Genomic DNA, 15,735 nt, shown 5'->3' on the forward strand with positions numbered 1-15,735 from the left:
AGGTAATAACTATTAAGTATCGGATAGGAGGTTTTTTGTAGGGAGGGGCTTATTTTGAAAGAGCATTTTAGTAATGTCGTATTTATTATTTCTAGTGTATTTATTTTGTTATGCGTCTTGGTGGGAATTATTGTGCCCAATGCATTTGAAAACATATCAAGTTCCATTTTTTCATTAACTACCGAATTTTTCGGATGGTTTTATTTAGTATCTGTTTTGATTATTGCAATATTTTTAATTGGATTAGCTTTTTCAAAATATGGAAGAATTCGAATTGGTGGAAAGAATGCACGGCCAGAGTTTAAATTTTTCACATGGATTGCTATGTTATTTTCAGCTGGTTTGGGTATTGGGTTAGTATTTTGGGGTGTGGCAGAACCAATGAGTCATTTCTTTACAACACCCTTTAAAGATGTGGAACCATTAACGCCAGAAGCGGCAAGACTTGCGATGGGATATTCATTTTTCCATTGGGGCATCAGTCAATGGTCAGTGTTTGCCATGATGGGGCTTGTGATGGCTTTTATGCAATTTAATCGTAAAAAAAATCTTTTAATGTCTACGGCATTAGAACCAATTACAGGAACCAATCCTGCTGTTAAAAACACGATTGATATTTTAGCGGTTATCGCTACAGTGATGGGAGTTGCTACTTCCATTGGCTTAGGAGCACTCCAAGCAAATGGTGGATTGAATGCGGCTTTTGGTGTACCAGTGAGTATTTGGGTTCAAGTTATTATTATTGGAATTATGTTTATTGGTTATATGGCTTCAAGTACAACGGGTCTTCACAAAGGAATCAAAATTTTGAGTAATATAAATATGGGATTAGCACTTTTGTTACTCGCTTTTGTTTTTGTAACAGGGCCTACTGTATTTATCTTAGAAACATTTGTATTAGCAATTAGCGATTATATTACCCATTTTATTGAATATAGTTTAAGACTGCAGCCATATGTGGGCGGTACGTGGGTAAAAGATTGGACCATTTTCTATTGGGCATGGGCCATCGCATGGTCCCCATTTGTTGGATCGTTTGTTGCACGTGTATCAAAAGGACGAACAATTCGTGAATTTATTGTTGGCGTATTAATTATGCCACCGCTTGTATCATGTTTTTGGATTGCCACTTTTGGAGGCACGGCGATATACTTTGATTTAAATAAAGGAACCGATATTGCGGGGGCAGTTAATACGGATTTAACCGTTGCGTTGTTTCAAATGTTGGATCAATTGCCCTTAACGTTTATTGCTTCGTTAATTGGTATTGCACTCATCTTTATCTTTTTAATTACGTCTGCAGACTCGGCTACCTTCATAATGGCGAGTATGACGTCAAGCGGGACACCAAATCCGAGCATGTTTTCAAAAATTGTTTGGGGTATATTAATGGCAGCCATTGCAAGCGTACTTCTCTTTACAGATGGTTTAAATACTCTTCAAACCGCTTCACTTATTTCCGCGTTGCCATTTACGGTCGTCGTGCTGATGCTGATTGCATCGTTAGTTAAAATGTTACGAACAGAGCGAATTCCGATTACACAAAAGGAGGTTCGCAGAATGAAATATATCCAAGCACAAATCGAAAAGGAAGAGCAAGAGAAATAGAGATGTATGACTTAAATATATTTTGAAAAAATCTTTATCCGATTAGATGAAGATGTTCATAGTTGTATAAAACAGAAAAAAACTACACCATCTAATAGTGGTGTAGTTAAATGTTTTTTAAAAATCAAAGTTGTCCGGATCTGGTCCTACTCTCAGATTTTGATTGAGTTCGTTAATTCTTTCCATCTCTTCTCTAGTTAATTCAAAGTCAAATACATTTGAATTTTCGATAATTCGATGTTCTCTAATTGATTTTGGAATAGTTACTACTCCGTTTTGTAAGTCCCATCGAATGATTACCTGGGCAATTGATTTGTTATGTTTATTCGCAATTTCTTGTAAGATTGGATTATCTAATAATTGCCCTTGCATTAAAGGTGACCATGCTTCTAATTGAATTCCGTTTTGATGACAAAAGGCTTTTAAATCGATTTGTGTTAATCGAGGATGATATTCAACTTGATTAACCATAGGTTTTATTTCAGCATCTTTCATTAAATCCTCAAGGTGGTGAATTTGGAAATTACTTACTCCGATTGCTCGAACTCTACCTTCTTTATAAAGGGTCTCCAATGCTTTCCAAGCTTCTTTATATTTACCTTTCACAGGCCAGTGGATTAGATATAAATCTAAATATTCAAGACCAAGTTTCTTTAAACTTTTTTCATATGCGGCAATAGTTGATTCGTAGCCTAAGTCAGAATTCCACACTTTTGATGTAATGAATAGATCTTCTCTTGGAATGTTTAATTCTTCTATCCCTTCACGAATGGCTTGCCCAACGCCTTCTTCATTATTATAAATAGCGGCTGTATCAATACTGCGGTAACCATTTTTTATTGCCGATTTAACAGCATTTACTAATTCTGGACCTTCTTCTACTTTAAATACACCAATTCCAAGCCAAGGCATTTTTACACCATTATACAAAGTAGTTGTATCTTGTAAATTAGTAATCAACGTTATGACCTCCAATGTTCTATATTCAGGATTTATCAATCGGTTTATGACTTGAGAAAAATTTTAAGAGACCACCCCCTTTACTCCGATTTTATTTCGATCTTTACTCTCAAAAGATAGGCAGTAACCAGAAAGAATGGCTGCTATTATCACCATAAGCGCTCCCATCCAAGAGGTGTGAATAAGACCTATAGTGTCTGTAATAATACCCCCTAAATAGGCACCTATTGCAATTCCAGCGTTAAATGAAGCAATATTGATTGCTGAGGCTACATCCACCCCAGTTGGTACGAATCTTTCGGCTAAAATTACTACATACACTTGTAGACCAGGTACATTCATAAAAGCTAGAAGCCCCATTAAGAAAATGGTAATTAATCCTAATGATTTATATGGCGCGGTAAATAAAAGACTAAATAAAATGACTGCCTGTACAATAAACATATAAAATAATGCCTTAATTGGATTGCGATTAGATAATTTTCCGCCAATCATGTTGCCAATAGCGATAGCAATACCATATCCAAGAAGAATCAAGGCAACTGTTCCTTCTTGAAAACCTGTTATATTCTGTAGAATTGGAGACAAATAAGTAAAGACTACAAAGGTACCTCCATAACCTAAGGCTGTAATGATAAGCAATAATAGTAAGCGACCATTCGTTAATAATTTGAATTGATCATGAAACGTTGTACGAGTTCCTTTTGGTAAAGAGGATGGAATTAACAAACTGTTTGCAATAAGGGCTATTACTCCTATGACCACAATAATGAAAAAGGCAATTCTCCAGCCGAATTGTTGTCCTATAAACGTTCCGATTGGTACTCCTGTAATAGTGGCAACAGTGAGTCCAGAAAACATAATGGATATGGCGCTAGCCCTTCTTTCTTCTGATACTAAATTTGCTGCTATTGTAGAACCAATGGACATAAAGACTCCATGTGAGAAGGCAGAAAGGACACGGGCAATAAGTAAAACACTAATATTTGTTGCAAATGCAGCAATACTGTTCCCAATGATGAATATGAACATAATCAAAAGTAATAATAGCTTTCGTGACATACTAGTAGTTAGGGATGTTAGAATTGGAGCTCCAAATGTCACTCCTAAAGCATATAAAGAAACGGTTAATCCTGCTGTTGTAACCGATATTTCCAAATCTTCGGCTATTAGCGGTAAGAGACCTACACTAATAAATTCTGTTGTTCCTATTGCAAATGCACTAATAGCTAAAGCTAATAATGCTAATATACTTTGATGATTACTTAAAGCCATTTAATTTCCTCCCAAAAATTGACTTTCTAATAAATAGACACTTTTGGCTTAAATGATTGACCAAAAATCTACGTAGATTATTTGGATAATGCTATTATGAATAATAGAAAACAAAAGGGAAATTACGTACTTTAAAGTGCCATAGATACTTATTAGTGATATAGTTACTTTTTGGTACCTATTGAATAGGGGGAAGGATTATTGAAGAATAAAAAATATAATATATCAGTGGAAGCAACGTTAGAAGTGATAGGCGGAAAGTGGAAATGTGTCATCTTATGCCATTTAATTCGCGGTAAGAAACGTCCAAGCGAATTAAAGCGTCTAATGCCAGATATAACACAGAAAATGTTAACTCAACAATTACGCGAATTGGAGCAAGATGGAGTTATTAAACGAATTGTTTATCATCAAGTTCCTCCGAAGGTTGAGTATGAATTAAGTGAATATGGTTGGAGTTTGAAAGGGATTCTAGATGCTCTATGTACTTGGGGGGAAAAACATATCGTCAAAGTGTATGGTAGTACAGATGGAGTTTTGGAAGAGAACATTTTAAATGAACACTTAAAATAAATTGAATTAGAGTGTAAGTATTATTTTCTGTCTTCAATTAAGCTAAACAAAGGAAAAGTTTATTCTTAACAAAAGTTAGCATCAGAATATCAATAAATTCAAATATTAGTAACAAACTCCAAATTCGGAAACCATTCATTATAAAAAATCCCAACTTTAAACGTATGAAAACCTCCTTTGAAACAAATGATAAAAATACAATTCAAATACCAATGAATTGTAAATGGAGAATAAAGGAGGTATGTTGCATGAGAACGTTGCAAAGAATAGCTTTAGTATTAGCAATTATCGGAGCTATTAATTGGGGACTTATTGGATTTTTTAATTTTGATTTAGTCGCGACATTATTTGGAGGACAAGATACAGCCTTATCACGTATTATCTACAGTCTAGTTGGTTTAAGCGGACTATTTTGTTTAACACTCTTGTTTCAACCATGGGAAGATATGGAGCGACAAGAAACGGTTCGTCCTAGAAGCCAACAAAACAATATTAATTACGGAACGGAATTTGGAGAAGAAGCTGATTTCACTTCTGTAGAAGAAAAAAACAAGCGAAATGAATAAAATACTTTTAAGAAAGTGCAGCACTTTACGTAATCATCTCAAGAGTGCAGCACTTTTTTTGTTGCTTTTACATTAAGAAGAAAATTTTGGATTATTATAAAATTTGAAACTCCGTAGACAATAGCACATTTTCGTCAAATATTGCATATATTGCAATGGATTCGTAAAAAGGGGTGTTGAAATATGAGTGGAAACTGGAAACTCAGTGATCCGTATGTATTTGAGTCGTTAAAAGGCCTTCTAAATCGATCCATTGCTGTTCAAACAGTTCGCGGCAGTGTACGTGGGGAATTGAAAACCGTGATGCCAGATCATATTGTTATTCATATGGGTGGATCGCCATTTTTTGTTCGAACTGAACAAATTATTTGGATTCAACCATTATGAATGCATAGGTCAAGCTCCGTCCATCATAAGATAGAAACGGTTAAAAATTATGGATGGAGGCTTAATCGCTTATGATGAAACGAGTGAATAAAATTCTGATAGACTTACCAATTCCGGAACATGGTGATATGAATGCCGCTGCAGCTGTTCAAGAATTACTTGGTGGTAAGTTCGGTGAAATGTCTACGCTAAACAATTACATGTTCCAATCCTTTAATTTCCGCGGCAAAAAAAAGCTTAAACCTTTTTATGACTTAGTGGCAAGTATTACAGCAGAAGAATTTGGTCATGTGGAGTTAGTGGCGAATACTATCAACCTGCTCTCCATTGGCAACACAGTTCCAACTGGTCCTGATACCGCTCCACTCCAAAACGGAAAAGACGCACGTTATTCCCTCCACTTTACGACGACTGCTCAAACTGCTTATCCAGGAGATTCAATGGGTAGACCATGGAATGGTGAATACGTTACAAATTCCGGTAACCTCGTAGCTGATTTACTTTTCAATTATTTATTAGAGATTGGTGCCAGAACTCATAAAATGAGGGTTTACGAGATGACAACTCACCCGACTGCCTTAACGATGATTGGATACTTACTCGTTAGAGGTGGCACACACATTATTGCTTATGCAAAAGCAATCGAAATGGCAACAGGAGTAGATGTTGGAAAAATGCTCCCAGTACCAAGTCTTGATAATAACAAATTTGATTATGCAAGACCATTTATGGAACAGGGATTATATAATGTATTGTATACATGGGGAGAAGAAGATTATCGCGATATTAATCAAATTTGGAAAGGGAAGAATCCTGAAACGGGCGAACAGTTGAGAGTGATTCACGGAATGCCAGAAGGAGCACCGGTACCAGATTTTCCTGAACTTCCAGAAGAATTTGCTCCTGGAATTGACCGGGATGATTATTTACGGATTTTAAAAAGACTGCAAAGCAACTTGTAATAAGTTTGGGAAAAAATTTGCCGTCCCACATTTAACAAGATGTGGAACGGCATTTTTATTTTAATTTTGCTTCTTTGTTGTAAAATCAGGAATAAGCCAATAAATAAGCAATCCAGCAATTGTTGCATAAGCGATCCCGTTTGCATATCCAATACCGATAATAAAGATAACTGCTACAATAATTAAGTTTTTCATGTTCGTCATATCCACTTTTTCTTCGATCATGTGGCGTATTCCCATCCCAGCAATCATACCAAATAACAAGATACAAATACCACCCATAACAGCAACAGGAATAGATTGAATTGCAGCCCCTACTTTTCCGAATAAACCTAATAAGATGGCAATGACACCCGCACCTTGAATAATTCTGCTAGAGAATTGACGAGTAATTGCTAATACGCCAAGGTTTTCTGCATAAGTTGTTTGTGCAGGACCTCCAATTAAACCAGAGATAAATGTAGCGAGACCGTTTCCCCAAAGAATGCTTGAGAATCCTGGATCCTTCGTTACATCCTTACCTGTAATCTCATTTAATACGAACATATGTCCTAAGTCTTCGATGATTGTAACTAATGCAATAGGTGCCATTCCGAAAATGACAATCCATGTGAATTCAGGCATGACAAAATGAGGAAGAGCAAATACTGGAGCATCTACAATTGGGCTATAATCGACGATTCCACGAATTGCGGCATAAATGTATCCTACTCCTAGGCCAATAATAATTGGCAGTAAACGAACCATTTTATTTCCTGCAAGTGTCGCGATAATTGCGGCAAGGAGGCTGACGATTGCTACATCCCAATTTACACTAGCCATATTTGTAACAGCTGTCGTTGCTAATGCTAACCCAATGATACTCACAACAGGGCCAACAACTACTGGAGGAATTGCTTTCCGGACTTTATCAAAACCAATAAAAGTAATAAGAAGTGCAACAATTCCATAAACAATTGAAACACTAATAAGTCCTGCAACTGCCTCGCCCGGCGAATTCAATTCCCCTACATACAATGCTAAAGGCGCAATGAAAGCGAAGGACGATCCTAAATAAGTAGGAACTTTTCCACGCGTAATCAAATGGAATATTAAAGTCCCTAAACCACTAGCAACAAGTGCACTACCTGGATCTAATCCGGTGAGTGCTGGAACTAAAATCGTCGCACCGAACATAGCAAACAAATGCTGCAAAGACAATGGAATCGCTTTCAAAAAGTTTTTCAAACAAGTGTCCCTCCTTAATAAATGGTATTTCTGTCATGAAATTTTTAGAATATGAATTTTAAATTTTCACTATTGAAATAAGACAAATTAATGAAGGATATAGTGATGAAGAATAAAATTGTACATAAGTTGGGAGAGTAATGAACGACCTAAAAGAAAAGGAGGCACCCTTTGCCTTTTGTTAGGTACTCACAAAATCAGTTTGTAGAGAATCGAAAAGGCATGCAAACAAATGAAGTTTGCATGCCTTTATTGATGCGTACTAAATTTTTATAATGATTTCCTACTAATATTAGATTCATTAATATTTTTAAAAGCGTTGATGATAAAAAGGAGATTGCCTAATAAAAATGCACCGCCGCCAAGATATGTGAAAATATGTGCTGTATCGAGCATACCAGGGACTTGAACTAAAAAGGCGCTGAGTAGGAAAACCGGGACCCCTAATTGATGAAGCCAAAAGTGTGTTTTACCTAATGAATTGATTGCAGCTCTTGGATAAAGGCTATAGATAACTCCGAAAATAGCCGTTGTTGCAAAACCAACTAAGTTTACATGTGCATGAGCAGAACCCCATTGAAGTTTAAGCGTCATCGACATAAATAATCCTACACAAATTCCAAAAATCAAGTAAAGAACTGCAAGCTTAATCCAAATGGATCCCCTCATGTATACACTCCTTGTTGTCATTATTCCATGCTCCTACTAACGTCGCCATTTCCTTTTACTTAAAGCTTGTTGTTCCTCCTTTTTCCTTTGCTTATTTCATCATAATACGATTTTTTATGAATTATGAATGGATTGATGAATTTGATTTCATTAAAGTGAAGAAGCCCACTTTTAGCATAAATGTCCAGTTAAAATTCAATTTGCGGCAGACATCACTACTGCTTCAAAAGGATTTAATTACAAGTAATATCAATAGAAATTATAAAATAAGCCATTGCTATTGGAATATCAGTTTTCATCCCATCATTTTACATATTAGGGAAGAATCTAGTAAAATTAATGTTTATAATTATTACATAGGCAAGTCTATGAAGGGGTTTTATAAGAAATGAAACAATACTATGCTTTCTTAAAAGTGATTGAAAGAGGGAGCTTCACAAAAGCAGCGGCAGAACTTGGTTATACTCAGTCTGCTATCAGTCAGATGATTCAAGCTCTTGAAGAAGAAATGGGGACAACGTTGATATACCGTTCAAGAAAAGGCATTACATTAACGCCGGATGGAGAGGAATTTTTGCCTTTTATTACGAGAGTTGCAAATTCTCATGCAGAACTGATTGAAAAAGCGAAGGAAATGCAAGGATTAGCAAACGGGCATATTCGAATTGGAACTTTTACAAGCGTTTCAAGCAATTGGTTGCCAAGTTTAATGCAAGATTTTAAACACCTTTACCCATCCGTGCAATTTCACCTGCAACAAGGAGAATATACAAGTATCGTCAAATATATTAAAGAAGGCAGTGTGGATTTCGGGTTTGTCAATCCTGATGCGGCAGAAGACTTAGAAACAGTTGTTTTAAAGCAGGATAATATGGTCGCAATCTTACCAGAAAATCATCCTCTTGCGAACAATTCAACAGTCACATTAGAAGATTTAGCAAAAGAACCGTTTATATTACTTGAAGAAGGAGAACTAAATGAACCACTAAATGCTTTTAAGAAAATAGGATTGCACCCTAATATTCAATATAGAGTAATTGATGATTATACAATAATGTCAATGGTCGAAAGTGGACTCGGTGTTTCAATTCTTTCGGAAATGGTGATGAAAAAAGTTCGTTACCGATTTGTCATAAAAGAAGTGGATCCTCCGATAATTCGAACAATTGGCATTGCTTATAAAAATAAAAAAACGTTGCCAATTGCTAGTCGCTATTTTATCGATTTCATCATTCGAAAACTGTCTTAAAAGGTTTGTAACCTTTTTGAAAGGAAGAGTCTTAATGAAACAACTGTATATAAAACAAAAGTTTTTTAGCTTAACTGATAAATTTACGATCAAAGATGAACATGAGAATGATGTGTACTATGAAAAGGGAGCTTCTTAAAAATTCCAAAAACCTTTTCAATTGATAATATGGAGGGGCAACAAGTAGCCCTTATTACAAAAAAGTATTTGGTGTATTGCCAAAATTTACTGTTGAAGTTGGAAGGCAGCACGTCATAACAATCATAAAGGAATTTACCTTTTTTAAATCGCGCTATACGATAGATTCAGCTGGAATAGAAGTACGTGGTAATTGGTGGGATATGGATTTTCAAGTATTCCAACATGGTGAAAAAATAGGTCAAGTAAGCAAAGAATGGTTTTCTTGGGGAGACAGTTATAAAGCACAAATCTTAAAAGAAGAGGTGGAAACCATCATTATTGCTCTTGTAATTGCCATTGATTGTGTGAAGGAAGATCAAAGAATTGCGTCTGCCACAAGTTCAGTTTGATAAAAAAAGAGGTTGGGACATAAGTATTTTTCAACCTCAAAAATAAGGGGTGAGTTGTTTGAAACAGCTCACCCTTTTACAATTTCATCCAATTCATGAGGGTTTTACACCCCTCGTAGTGCATATTTTCTTAAATTTGTGGCCATTAGGGCAATTCCCATTTCAATTTTTACTTTGAATTTTCCTCGAACGGAAAATCGTGTGAATCCCAAAATAGCCTTCAGAAATCCAAAAACTGGTTCTACATCAATTTTACGTTGATGATAGATTTCGGCAGTTTCAGGCTCTGAAAGCTTTTGTTGTACATATGCTTTTTGTTGTTCCCATTTCAAATTTATACGCAATCTTCGATTCGTACTTTCTTTTGCTTTCGTACATAAATGACGGATTGGACAACCTGTACAATCTTCACACTCGTACACTTTAAATTGACGAACAAATCCAGAAGAATCCTTACGTGTCGAAACAAATTTAAATGAAAGAGTTTTTTGATTCGGACATATATAGGTATCATTTACTTCATCATATATCCAATTGCTTGGTTTAAATGGGTCATCCTTGTATTTTTTCTTCTGCTCTTTTTCATACATCCCATATTTAATCAAAGGTGTTCGTTCTCGTTTTATCATAATGTCATCATAATTCGGTTCACTACCATATCCAGCATCCGCAACTATATATTCTGGTAAATCAAAATACCGTTCTTCAATCGTATCCAAGAAAGGTGTCAATGTTTTCGTATCTGTTGGATTTGGAAATACATCATAAGCAAGTGTAAATTGATTTTCTGTTGCGATTTGGATATTGTAGCCTGCTTTTAATTGTCCATTTTTCATATAGTCATCTTTCATTCGCATAAATGTCGCATCGTGATCCGTTTTAGAATAGCTGTTACGGTTTTGTAGAATCTCCAAATCATTTTGATACTTTTCTTTGCGTGCAATCCAATCATTCACTTGCTTTAATATCTGTTTTGGTGTTTTCCTTTCACTACGTAGTCGTTTTCGTTCCACCGGATCTTCAGAAGCTTCAATTTTTGTAGAATAGTCATCGACTACTTTTTCAAGAGATGATGCTACTTCTTTTAGTTCTTCTACTGAAAGCTCTTCTTCATTTTCACGTTCAATTGCTGGTAAGACTTGTTCTTCAAGTAAACGGTCATAGACTTCATTTGATTTTTTAATTAAATTGGCATGATGCTTTTCGATCGACTTTTTCCATACAAATGTAAATTTATTTGCGTTCGCTTCAATCTTAGTACCATCAATAAAAACGGCTTTTTCATCTATTAATTTTTCTTCAATAAGTTGACAACGGAATTGTACAAAACATTGACGGATTAATTCTTGCATTTGGGGATGTACACGAAAACGATTAATGGTACGATAGCTTGGTTCATATCCTTGAGCTAGCCACATCATCCGAATGCTATCTTTTGTTAAATCTTCAATACGACGACCTGAAAAGACAGATTGCGTATAACCACACAAGATAATTTTTAACATCATTCGGGGATGATAGGATGGACAACCAGTTTCTTTATAAAACGGAGCGAAAGCTTCGTCTGGAATGCTTTCGACTAAATGATGAATATGGTAGGCAATATCATTTTCTTGTAATATAACTTCTAAATCTATAGGTAAAACTAATTGATTCATGTTATAATATTTAAACATAAAGAGGCTCCTTTCTAAGATTTTGTTGTGGTGACTTAATTTTATCAAAAGAGCCTCTTTTTTTGTTTATATAAATTTAAGAAAGTTAAGTTGTTCGACGTGGAGGCCGCGACTCCTGCGGGAACAGCACGAGCCTCAAGACCCCGCAGGTGCGAGGTACGAGTACCGAGGAGGCTTGAGCCGTGCCCGCGGAAAGCGTCGGCCGGAACGGAGAACAACGTTTTCCATAAAAAATCGTCACTTCATGAAAAATCATAAGTGACGATTTTTTATTAGCTAGGGTTTTGTCCCAAGCTCTTGGCTTCTTATCATTTAACAGATTCAACGGAAATCCATTGTTGAGACCATTCTTCAATTGATTTCAATATGGGTTCCATCGAACGACCTTTTTCCGTCAATGAATATTTGATCACGACGGGAGTAGAAGGAATCACTTTTCGATTAATAATCTCCATTTGTTCTAATTCTTTTAAGCGGTCAGATAAAACCTTTCCACTAATACCGATAGTTGACTGTATTTCACTAAAACGTCTTGGTCCAGAAAGTAATTGATATATCACTAATGCAGTCCATCTCTGACTTAAGATGGATATTGCTTTTTCAAATTTTGGGCAAATCGCTGGCTGTTCCAATTACAACACCTCTCTAATTAAGTATTTTATCAAAAAGTCGCTTATAAAAACAAAATAAGTTATTTTATTTAACATCATTACAGTAAGTAACTAAACATTGAATAAAAATCTCAAGTGAAAATAAAAAAGCAGTCCAAAAAAGGACTGCTTTATTGTAATATTAATTTCTAATAAGATAGTCGAATGCACTTAATGCTGCAATTGCGCCAGAGCCCATGGAAATAATAATTTGGTTATATGGACCGTCTGTACAGTCACCTGCTGCAAACACACCTGGGATTGTCGTAGCGCCTTTTTTATCTACAATGATTTCACCAATGCGATTACGTTCAAGTGTACCTTCTAACCATTCTGTATTTGGAACAAGACCGATTTGAACGAATACACCTGCTAATTCAATATGTTTTTCTTCACCAGTAACACGGTCTACATATGTAAGTCCGTTGACTTTGTCTGTACCAGTGATTTCTTTTGTAGCAGCATTAGTAATAACCGTCACATTAGACAAGCTATGTAGACGTTTTTGTAAGATTTCATCAGCTTTTAATTGCTCATTGAATTCGAGCACTGTGACATGATTAACGATTCCAGCAAGGTCAATCGCTGCTTCAACACCGGAGTTTCCTCCACCGATGACCGCAACGTCTTTTCCTGTGAATAATGGTCCGTCACAGTGAGGGCAGTATGCAACACCCTTGTTTTTAAATTCCTGTTCACCAGGTACATTAATGTTACGCCAACGTGCACCCGTTGCAATAATGACTGTTTTACTTTTCAGAACGGCGCCGTTTTCAAGTTCTACTTCAATTAGATCGCCTTTCTTTTCAAGGTGTTTTACACGTTGTAAATTCATGATATCAACAGGATATTCTTTCACATGTTCTTCAAGGGCTTTTGCAAGTTTAGGTCCCTCTGTTTCTTTTACACTGATGAAGTTTTCAATTGTTAATGTATCTAAAATTTGCCCACCAAAGCGTTCTGCGACAATACCTGTTCGAATACCTTTACGAGCTGCATAAATTGCTGCACTAGCTCCCGCAGGCCCACCGCCGATTACTAATACATCAAACGGATCTTTATTGGATAGCTCTTCCACATCTGAGCCTTTACCGAGCTTTCCAAGAATCTCTTCAATCGTCATGCGGCCACTAGCAAACGGTTCACCGTTTAAGAAAACTGTTGGTACAGCTAAAATATCTTTACTTTCCACTTCTTCTTTGTACGCAGCGCCATCAATCATTGTATGTGTAATGTTAGGATTTAACACACTCATGATGTTAAGTGCTTGTACAACATCAGGACAGTTGTGGCAAGTTAAGCTAACGTAAGTTTCAAAGTGGTATTCGTCATTGATAGATTTAATTTGATCAATGATATTTTGCTCAACTTTTGGAGGACGGCCACTTACTTGTAGTAAAGCTAGTACTAATGAAGTAAATTCATGTCCTAATGGAACACCGGCAAAAGTGATACCAGTGTCTTCACCAACACGGTTTACGCTAAAGCTTGGTGTTCTTTTTAGTTCTGTTTTTTCTACTTTAATTTTTGGTGTCATGGATGCTAGCTCATCAACTAAAGCTAGCATCTCTTCAGATACCTCGTCAGAACCAGCACTTACTTTTAAAACGATATCGTTTTCAAGCAGCTGTAAATACTGACTTAGTTGAGATTTTATTTCTGCATCTAATGCCATGTTGAATCGTCTCCTTAAATTTTACCAACAAGGTCAAGGCTTGGCTTAAGTGTTTTACCAGTTTCTTTCCATTTTGCTGGGCAAACTTCACCAGGATTGTTACGTACGTATTGAGCAGCTCTAATTTTGTCGATTAAAGCACTTGCGTCACGGCCAATACCTTCAGCGTTGATTTCAACAGCTTGAATTACACCATCTGGATCGATAATGAACGTACCGCGATCAGCAAGACCTTCGTTTTCTCTTAACACTTCAAATTGTTTAGAAAGAACGTGAGTTGGGTCACCAATCATAGCGTAAGTGATTTTTCCAATTGTTTCTGAAGTATCGTGCCATGCTTTGTGAGTGAAGTGAGTGTCAGTTGAAACTGAGAATACTTCAACGCCTAATTCTTGAAGTTTTGGATATTGTTCTTGAAGATCTTCTAATTCAGTTGGGCATACGAATGTGAAGTCAGCAGGGTAGAAGCAAACTACAGACCAATGACCTTTGAAATCTTCTTCAGTTACTGTGATGAATTCACCATTTTTGTAAGCTTGAGCAGTAAATGGTTGTACTTGTTTTCCGATTAATGACATATTCATTACCTCCAAAAATCTTATTTTTAATATTAAAACTTTTTGATAATAATTATTAGCTAGGATTAATTATTATATACATATCTTTTTTTGTCAAATGGAATATATTAAACATTTCAAACATTAGTCTATATTTTAGACTACATATATATACATAAAAATGGAAAATGAATTGAAGTGACGAACAAACTAAACTTTTCCATTTTTCACTATATATTTATTTTAGAAGATACGAATGGGTAATACAAGAAACAAACTCCTATCTATAATGAATGTTTATGTTAGGATAGAGTACAAAGGTTTCATAGAGGGGAGAGTGGAGTTTAGTGTTTTTGGAACAATTGAAGAGAAAGTTAAATACACAGCAAATAAAATTTATTGGTGAAGAAACAGCTTTTCGTTCTGCAGTGTTGATTCCCATCATTCAAATAGAAGGAGAATGGCATATTCTTTTTGAAGTGCGTTCATTTACGTTAAGAAAACAGCCAGGAGATATTAGTTTTCCGGGAGGCCGTGTCGAAGATTCAGATGCATCTCCATTAGAAGCAGCTTTGAGGGAAACCCATGAAGAATTGGGAATTCACCCTAATACAATTAAAGTAATAGGTGAACTAAGTCCGTTAATAACTTCCCCTTCCTTTGTCATTTATCCATATGTTGCAACAATTGATAATCAAGTTATTCAACCTTCTTATAATAAAGAAGAAGTAGAAGAAATCTTTACGATTCCAATAAAGTGGCTTCTCAATTATGAGCCATATTCTCATTTAGTAAAAATAAAGATCATTCCGCCATCAGATTTTCCTTATGAAAAAATTATTAATGGTAAGGATTATCAATGGAGAACAAGAGAAATGGAAGAATGGTTTTACGACTATGAGCAGTATACCATTTGGGGTTTAACGGCGAGAATTTTAAAACATTTTGTTGAAATACTGAAAAATAAATAAGATATTCTCTAATGGTAAAATTATAGAAATGATTACGAAGCATATCAGAGTTGTTTAAATAAAAAATTTGCTAGCACTTATCATTTGTTTTGTGCTCAAGATGTTATATCAATATAATTGTAATGAATCCAAATATTTCATTTTTTATTCATCATGCATTCGAAAATAATTTCACCAAATACGGTAAATAATATAAATCA

The 15,735-nt window shown here is 35.6% G+C and carries 15 protein-coding genes and 1 pseudogene; 8 read left to right on the top strand and 8 right to left on the bottom strand.

Annotated features, from left to right (window positions below):
- Positions 1-54: 54 nt before the first annotated feature.
- Positions 55-1,608 carry a BCCT family transporter gene (locus NSQ18_RS07260; protein WP_168412417.1) on the top strand — a complete coding sequence of 518 codons (1,554 nt, stop codon included), beginning with the start codon at positions 55-57 and terminating at the stop codon, positions 1,606-1,608.
- A 117-nt stretch (positions 1,609-1,725) separates the two neighbouring features.
- On the opposite strand, the gene NSQ18_RS07265 is transcribed toward NSQ18_RS07260, so the two are convergent.
- Both NSQ18_RS07265 and NSQ18_RS07270 read right to left on the bottom strand, forming a co-directional pair.
- On the bottom strand, positions 1,726-2,568 hold the full coding sequence (locus NSQ18_RS07265; RefSeq protein ID WP_016838889.1) for an aldo/keto reductase: 843 nt from the start codon (positions 2,566-2,568) through the stop codon (positions 1,726-1,728).
- A 63-nt stretch (positions 2,569-2,631) separates the two neighbouring features.
- Entirely contained in the window at positions 2,632-3,843 is a 1,212-nt protein-coding gene (locus tag NSQ18_RS07270; RefSeq protein WP_339287547.1) for an MFS transporter, read from the bottom strand.
- A gap of 201 nt (positions 3,844-4,044) precedes the next feature.
- On the opposite strand from NSQ18_RS07270, the gene NSQ18_RS07275 reads away from it, so the two are divergent.
- From NSQ18_RS07275 to NSQ18_RS07290, 4 genes are all read left to right on the top strand, one after another.
- Positions 4,045-4,416 (top strand): helix-turn-helix domain-containing protein, encoded by a 372-nt coding sequence (locus NSQ18_RS07275; protein ID WP_016838887.1) that lies wholly within the window; start codon positions 4,045-4,047, stop codon positions 4,414-4,416.
- Positions 4,417-4,664: 248 nt separating this feature from the next.
- Positions 4,665-4,982, top strand: coding sequence for a DUF378 domain-containing protein (locus tag NSQ18_RS07280; RefSeq protein ID WP_016838886.1), 318 nt, complete (start codon positions 4,665-4,667; stop codon positions 4,980-4,982).
- A 183-nt stretch (positions 4,983-5,165) separates the two neighbouring features.
- Positions 5,166-5,369 (top strand): YuzF family protein, encoded by a 204-nt coding sequence (locus NSQ18_RS07285; RefSeq protein WP_016838885.1) that lies wholly within the window; start codon positions 5,166-5,168, stop codon positions 5,367-5,369.
- A 71-nt stretch (positions 5,370-5,440) separates the two neighbouring features.
- Positions 5,441-6,331, top strand: a complete 891-nt coding sequence (locus tag NSQ18_RS07290) for a manganese catalase family protein (protein WP_016838884.1) — start codon at positions 5,441-5,443, stop codon at positions 6,329-6,331.
- Positions 6,332-6,391: 60 nt separating this feature from the next.
- On the opposite strand, the gene NSQ18_RS07295 is transcribed toward NSQ18_RS07290, so the two are convergent.
- Together NSQ18_RS07295 and NSQ18_RS07300 are read right to left on the bottom strand one after the other, a co-directional pair.
- The gene (locus NSQ18_RS07295; protein ID WP_016838883.1) at positions 6,392-7,558 is read right to left on the bottom strand and encodes a solute carrier family 23 protein; all 1,167 of its coding nucleotides are present in this window, start codon (positions 7,556-7,558) and stop codon (positions 6,392-6,394) included.
- Between the two features lie 270 nt (positions 7,559-7,828).
- Positions 7,829-8,248 (bottom strand): hypothetical protein, encoded by a 420-nt coding sequence (locus NSQ18_RS07300; RefSeq protein ID WP_157782656.1) that lies wholly within the window; start codon positions 8,246-8,248, stop codon positions 7,829-7,831.
- Between the two features lie 367 nt (positions 8,249-8,615).
- Here NSQ18_RS07300 and NSQ18_RS07305 point away from each other — a divergent pair, with 367 nt between their 5' ends.
- Together NSQ18_RS07305 and NSQ18_RS07310 are read left to right on the top strand one after the other, a co-directional pair.
- The gene (locus NSQ18_RS07305; protein WP_016838880.1) at positions 8,616-9,476 is read left to right on the top strand and encodes a LysR family transcriptional regulator; all 861 of its coding nucleotides are present in this window, start codon (positions 8,616-8,618) and stop codon (positions 9,474-9,476) included.
- A 34-nt stretch (positions 9,477-9,510) separates the two neighbouring features.
- Positions 9,511-10,006: pseudogene (locus NSQ18_RS07310) on the top strand (LURP-one-related family protein).
- 104 nt (positions 10,007-10,110) lie between these two features.
- On the opposite strand, the gene NSQ18_RS07315 reads toward NSQ18_RS07310, so the two are convergent.
- From NSQ18_RS07315 to ahpC, 4 genes are all read right to left on the bottom strand, one after another.
- The gene (locus tag NSQ18_RS07315) at positions 10,111-11,682 is read right to left on the bottom strand and encodes an IS1182 family transposase (RefSeq protein WP_016839668.1); all 1,572 of its coding nucleotides are present in this window, start codon (positions 11,680-11,682) and stop codon (positions 10,111-10,113) included.
- Positions 11,683-11,990: 308 nt separating this feature from the next.
- Positions 11,991-12,314, bottom strand: coding sequence for a helix-turn-helix domain-containing protein (locus NSQ18_RS07320; RefSeq protein ID WP_016838481.1), 324 nt, complete (start codon positions 12,312-12,314; stop codon positions 11,991-11,993).
- Between the two features lie 160 nt (positions 12,315-12,474).
- The gene (gene ahpF, locus NSQ18_RS07325) at positions 12,475-14,007 is read right to left on the bottom strand and encodes an alkyl hydroperoxide reductase subunit F (RefSeq protein WP_016838483.1); all 1,533 of its coding nucleotides are present in this window, start codon (positions 14,005-14,007) and stop codon (positions 12,475-12,477) included.
- 14 nt (positions 14,008-14,021) lie between these two features.
- Complete coding sequence (ahpC, locus tag NSQ18_RS07330) at positions 14,022-14,585, bottom strand: alkyl hydroperoxide reductase subunit C (RefSeq protein WP_016838485.1); 564 nt, start codon at positions 14,583-14,585, stop codon at positions 14,022-14,024.
- A gap of 326 nt (positions 14,586-14,911) precedes the next feature.
- On the opposite strand from ahpC, the gene NSQ18_RS07335 reads away from it, so the two are divergent.
- Positions 14,912-15,535, top strand: coding sequence for a CoA pyrophosphatase (locus NSQ18_RS07335; protein ID WP_016838487.1), 624 nt, complete (start codon positions 14,912-14,914; stop codon positions 15,533-15,535).
- Positions 15,536-15,735: the final 200 nt, after the last annotated feature.

This window comes from Ureibacillus sp. FSL K6-0786 (genome assembly GCF_037965165.1).
In the GTDB taxonomy this organism is placed as follows: domain Bacteria; phylum Bacillota; class Bacilli; order Bacillales_A; family Planococcaceae; genus Ureibacillus; species Ureibacillus thermosphaericus.

Excerpts from the sequence above, each read along its gene's own strand:
- NSQ18_RS07270 (WP_339287547.1), bottom strand. The coding sequence starts at position 3,843 with ATGGCTTTAAGTAATCATCAAAGTATATTAGCATTATTAGCTTTAGCT.
- NSQ18_RS07285 (WP_016838885.1), top strand. The coding sequence starts at position 5,166 with ATGAGTGGAAACTGGAAACTCAGTGATCCGTATGTATTTGAGTCGTTA.
- ahpC (WP_016838485.1), bottom strand. The coding sequence starts at position 14,585 with ATGTCATTAATCGGAAAACAAGTACAACCATTTACTGCTCAAGCTTAC.
- NSQ18_RS07280 (WP_016838886.1), top strand. The coding sequence starts at position 4,665 with ATGAGAACGTTGCAAAGAATAGCTTTAGTATTAGCAATTATCGGAGCT.
- NSQ18_RS07315 (WP_016839668.1), bottom strand. The coding sequence starts at position 11,682 with ATGTTTAAATATTATAACATGAATCAATTAGTTTTACCTATAGATTTA.
- NSQ18_RS07290 (WP_016838884.1), top strand. The coding sequence starts at position 5,441 with ATGATGAAACGAGTGAATAAAATTCTGATAGACTTACCAATTCCGGAA.
- NSQ18_RS07305 (WP_016838880.1), top strand. The coding sequence starts at position 8,616 with ATGAAACAATACTATGCTTTCTTAAAAGTGATTGAAAGAGGGAGCTTC.
- ahpF (WP_016838483.1), bottom strand. The coding sequence starts at position 14,007 with ATGGCATTAGATGCAGAAATAAAATCTCAACTAAGTCAGTATTTACAG.
- NSQ18_RS07300 (WP_157782656.1), bottom strand. The coding sequence starts at position 8,248 with ATGACAACAAGGAGTGTATACATGAGGGGATCCATTTGGATTAAGCTT.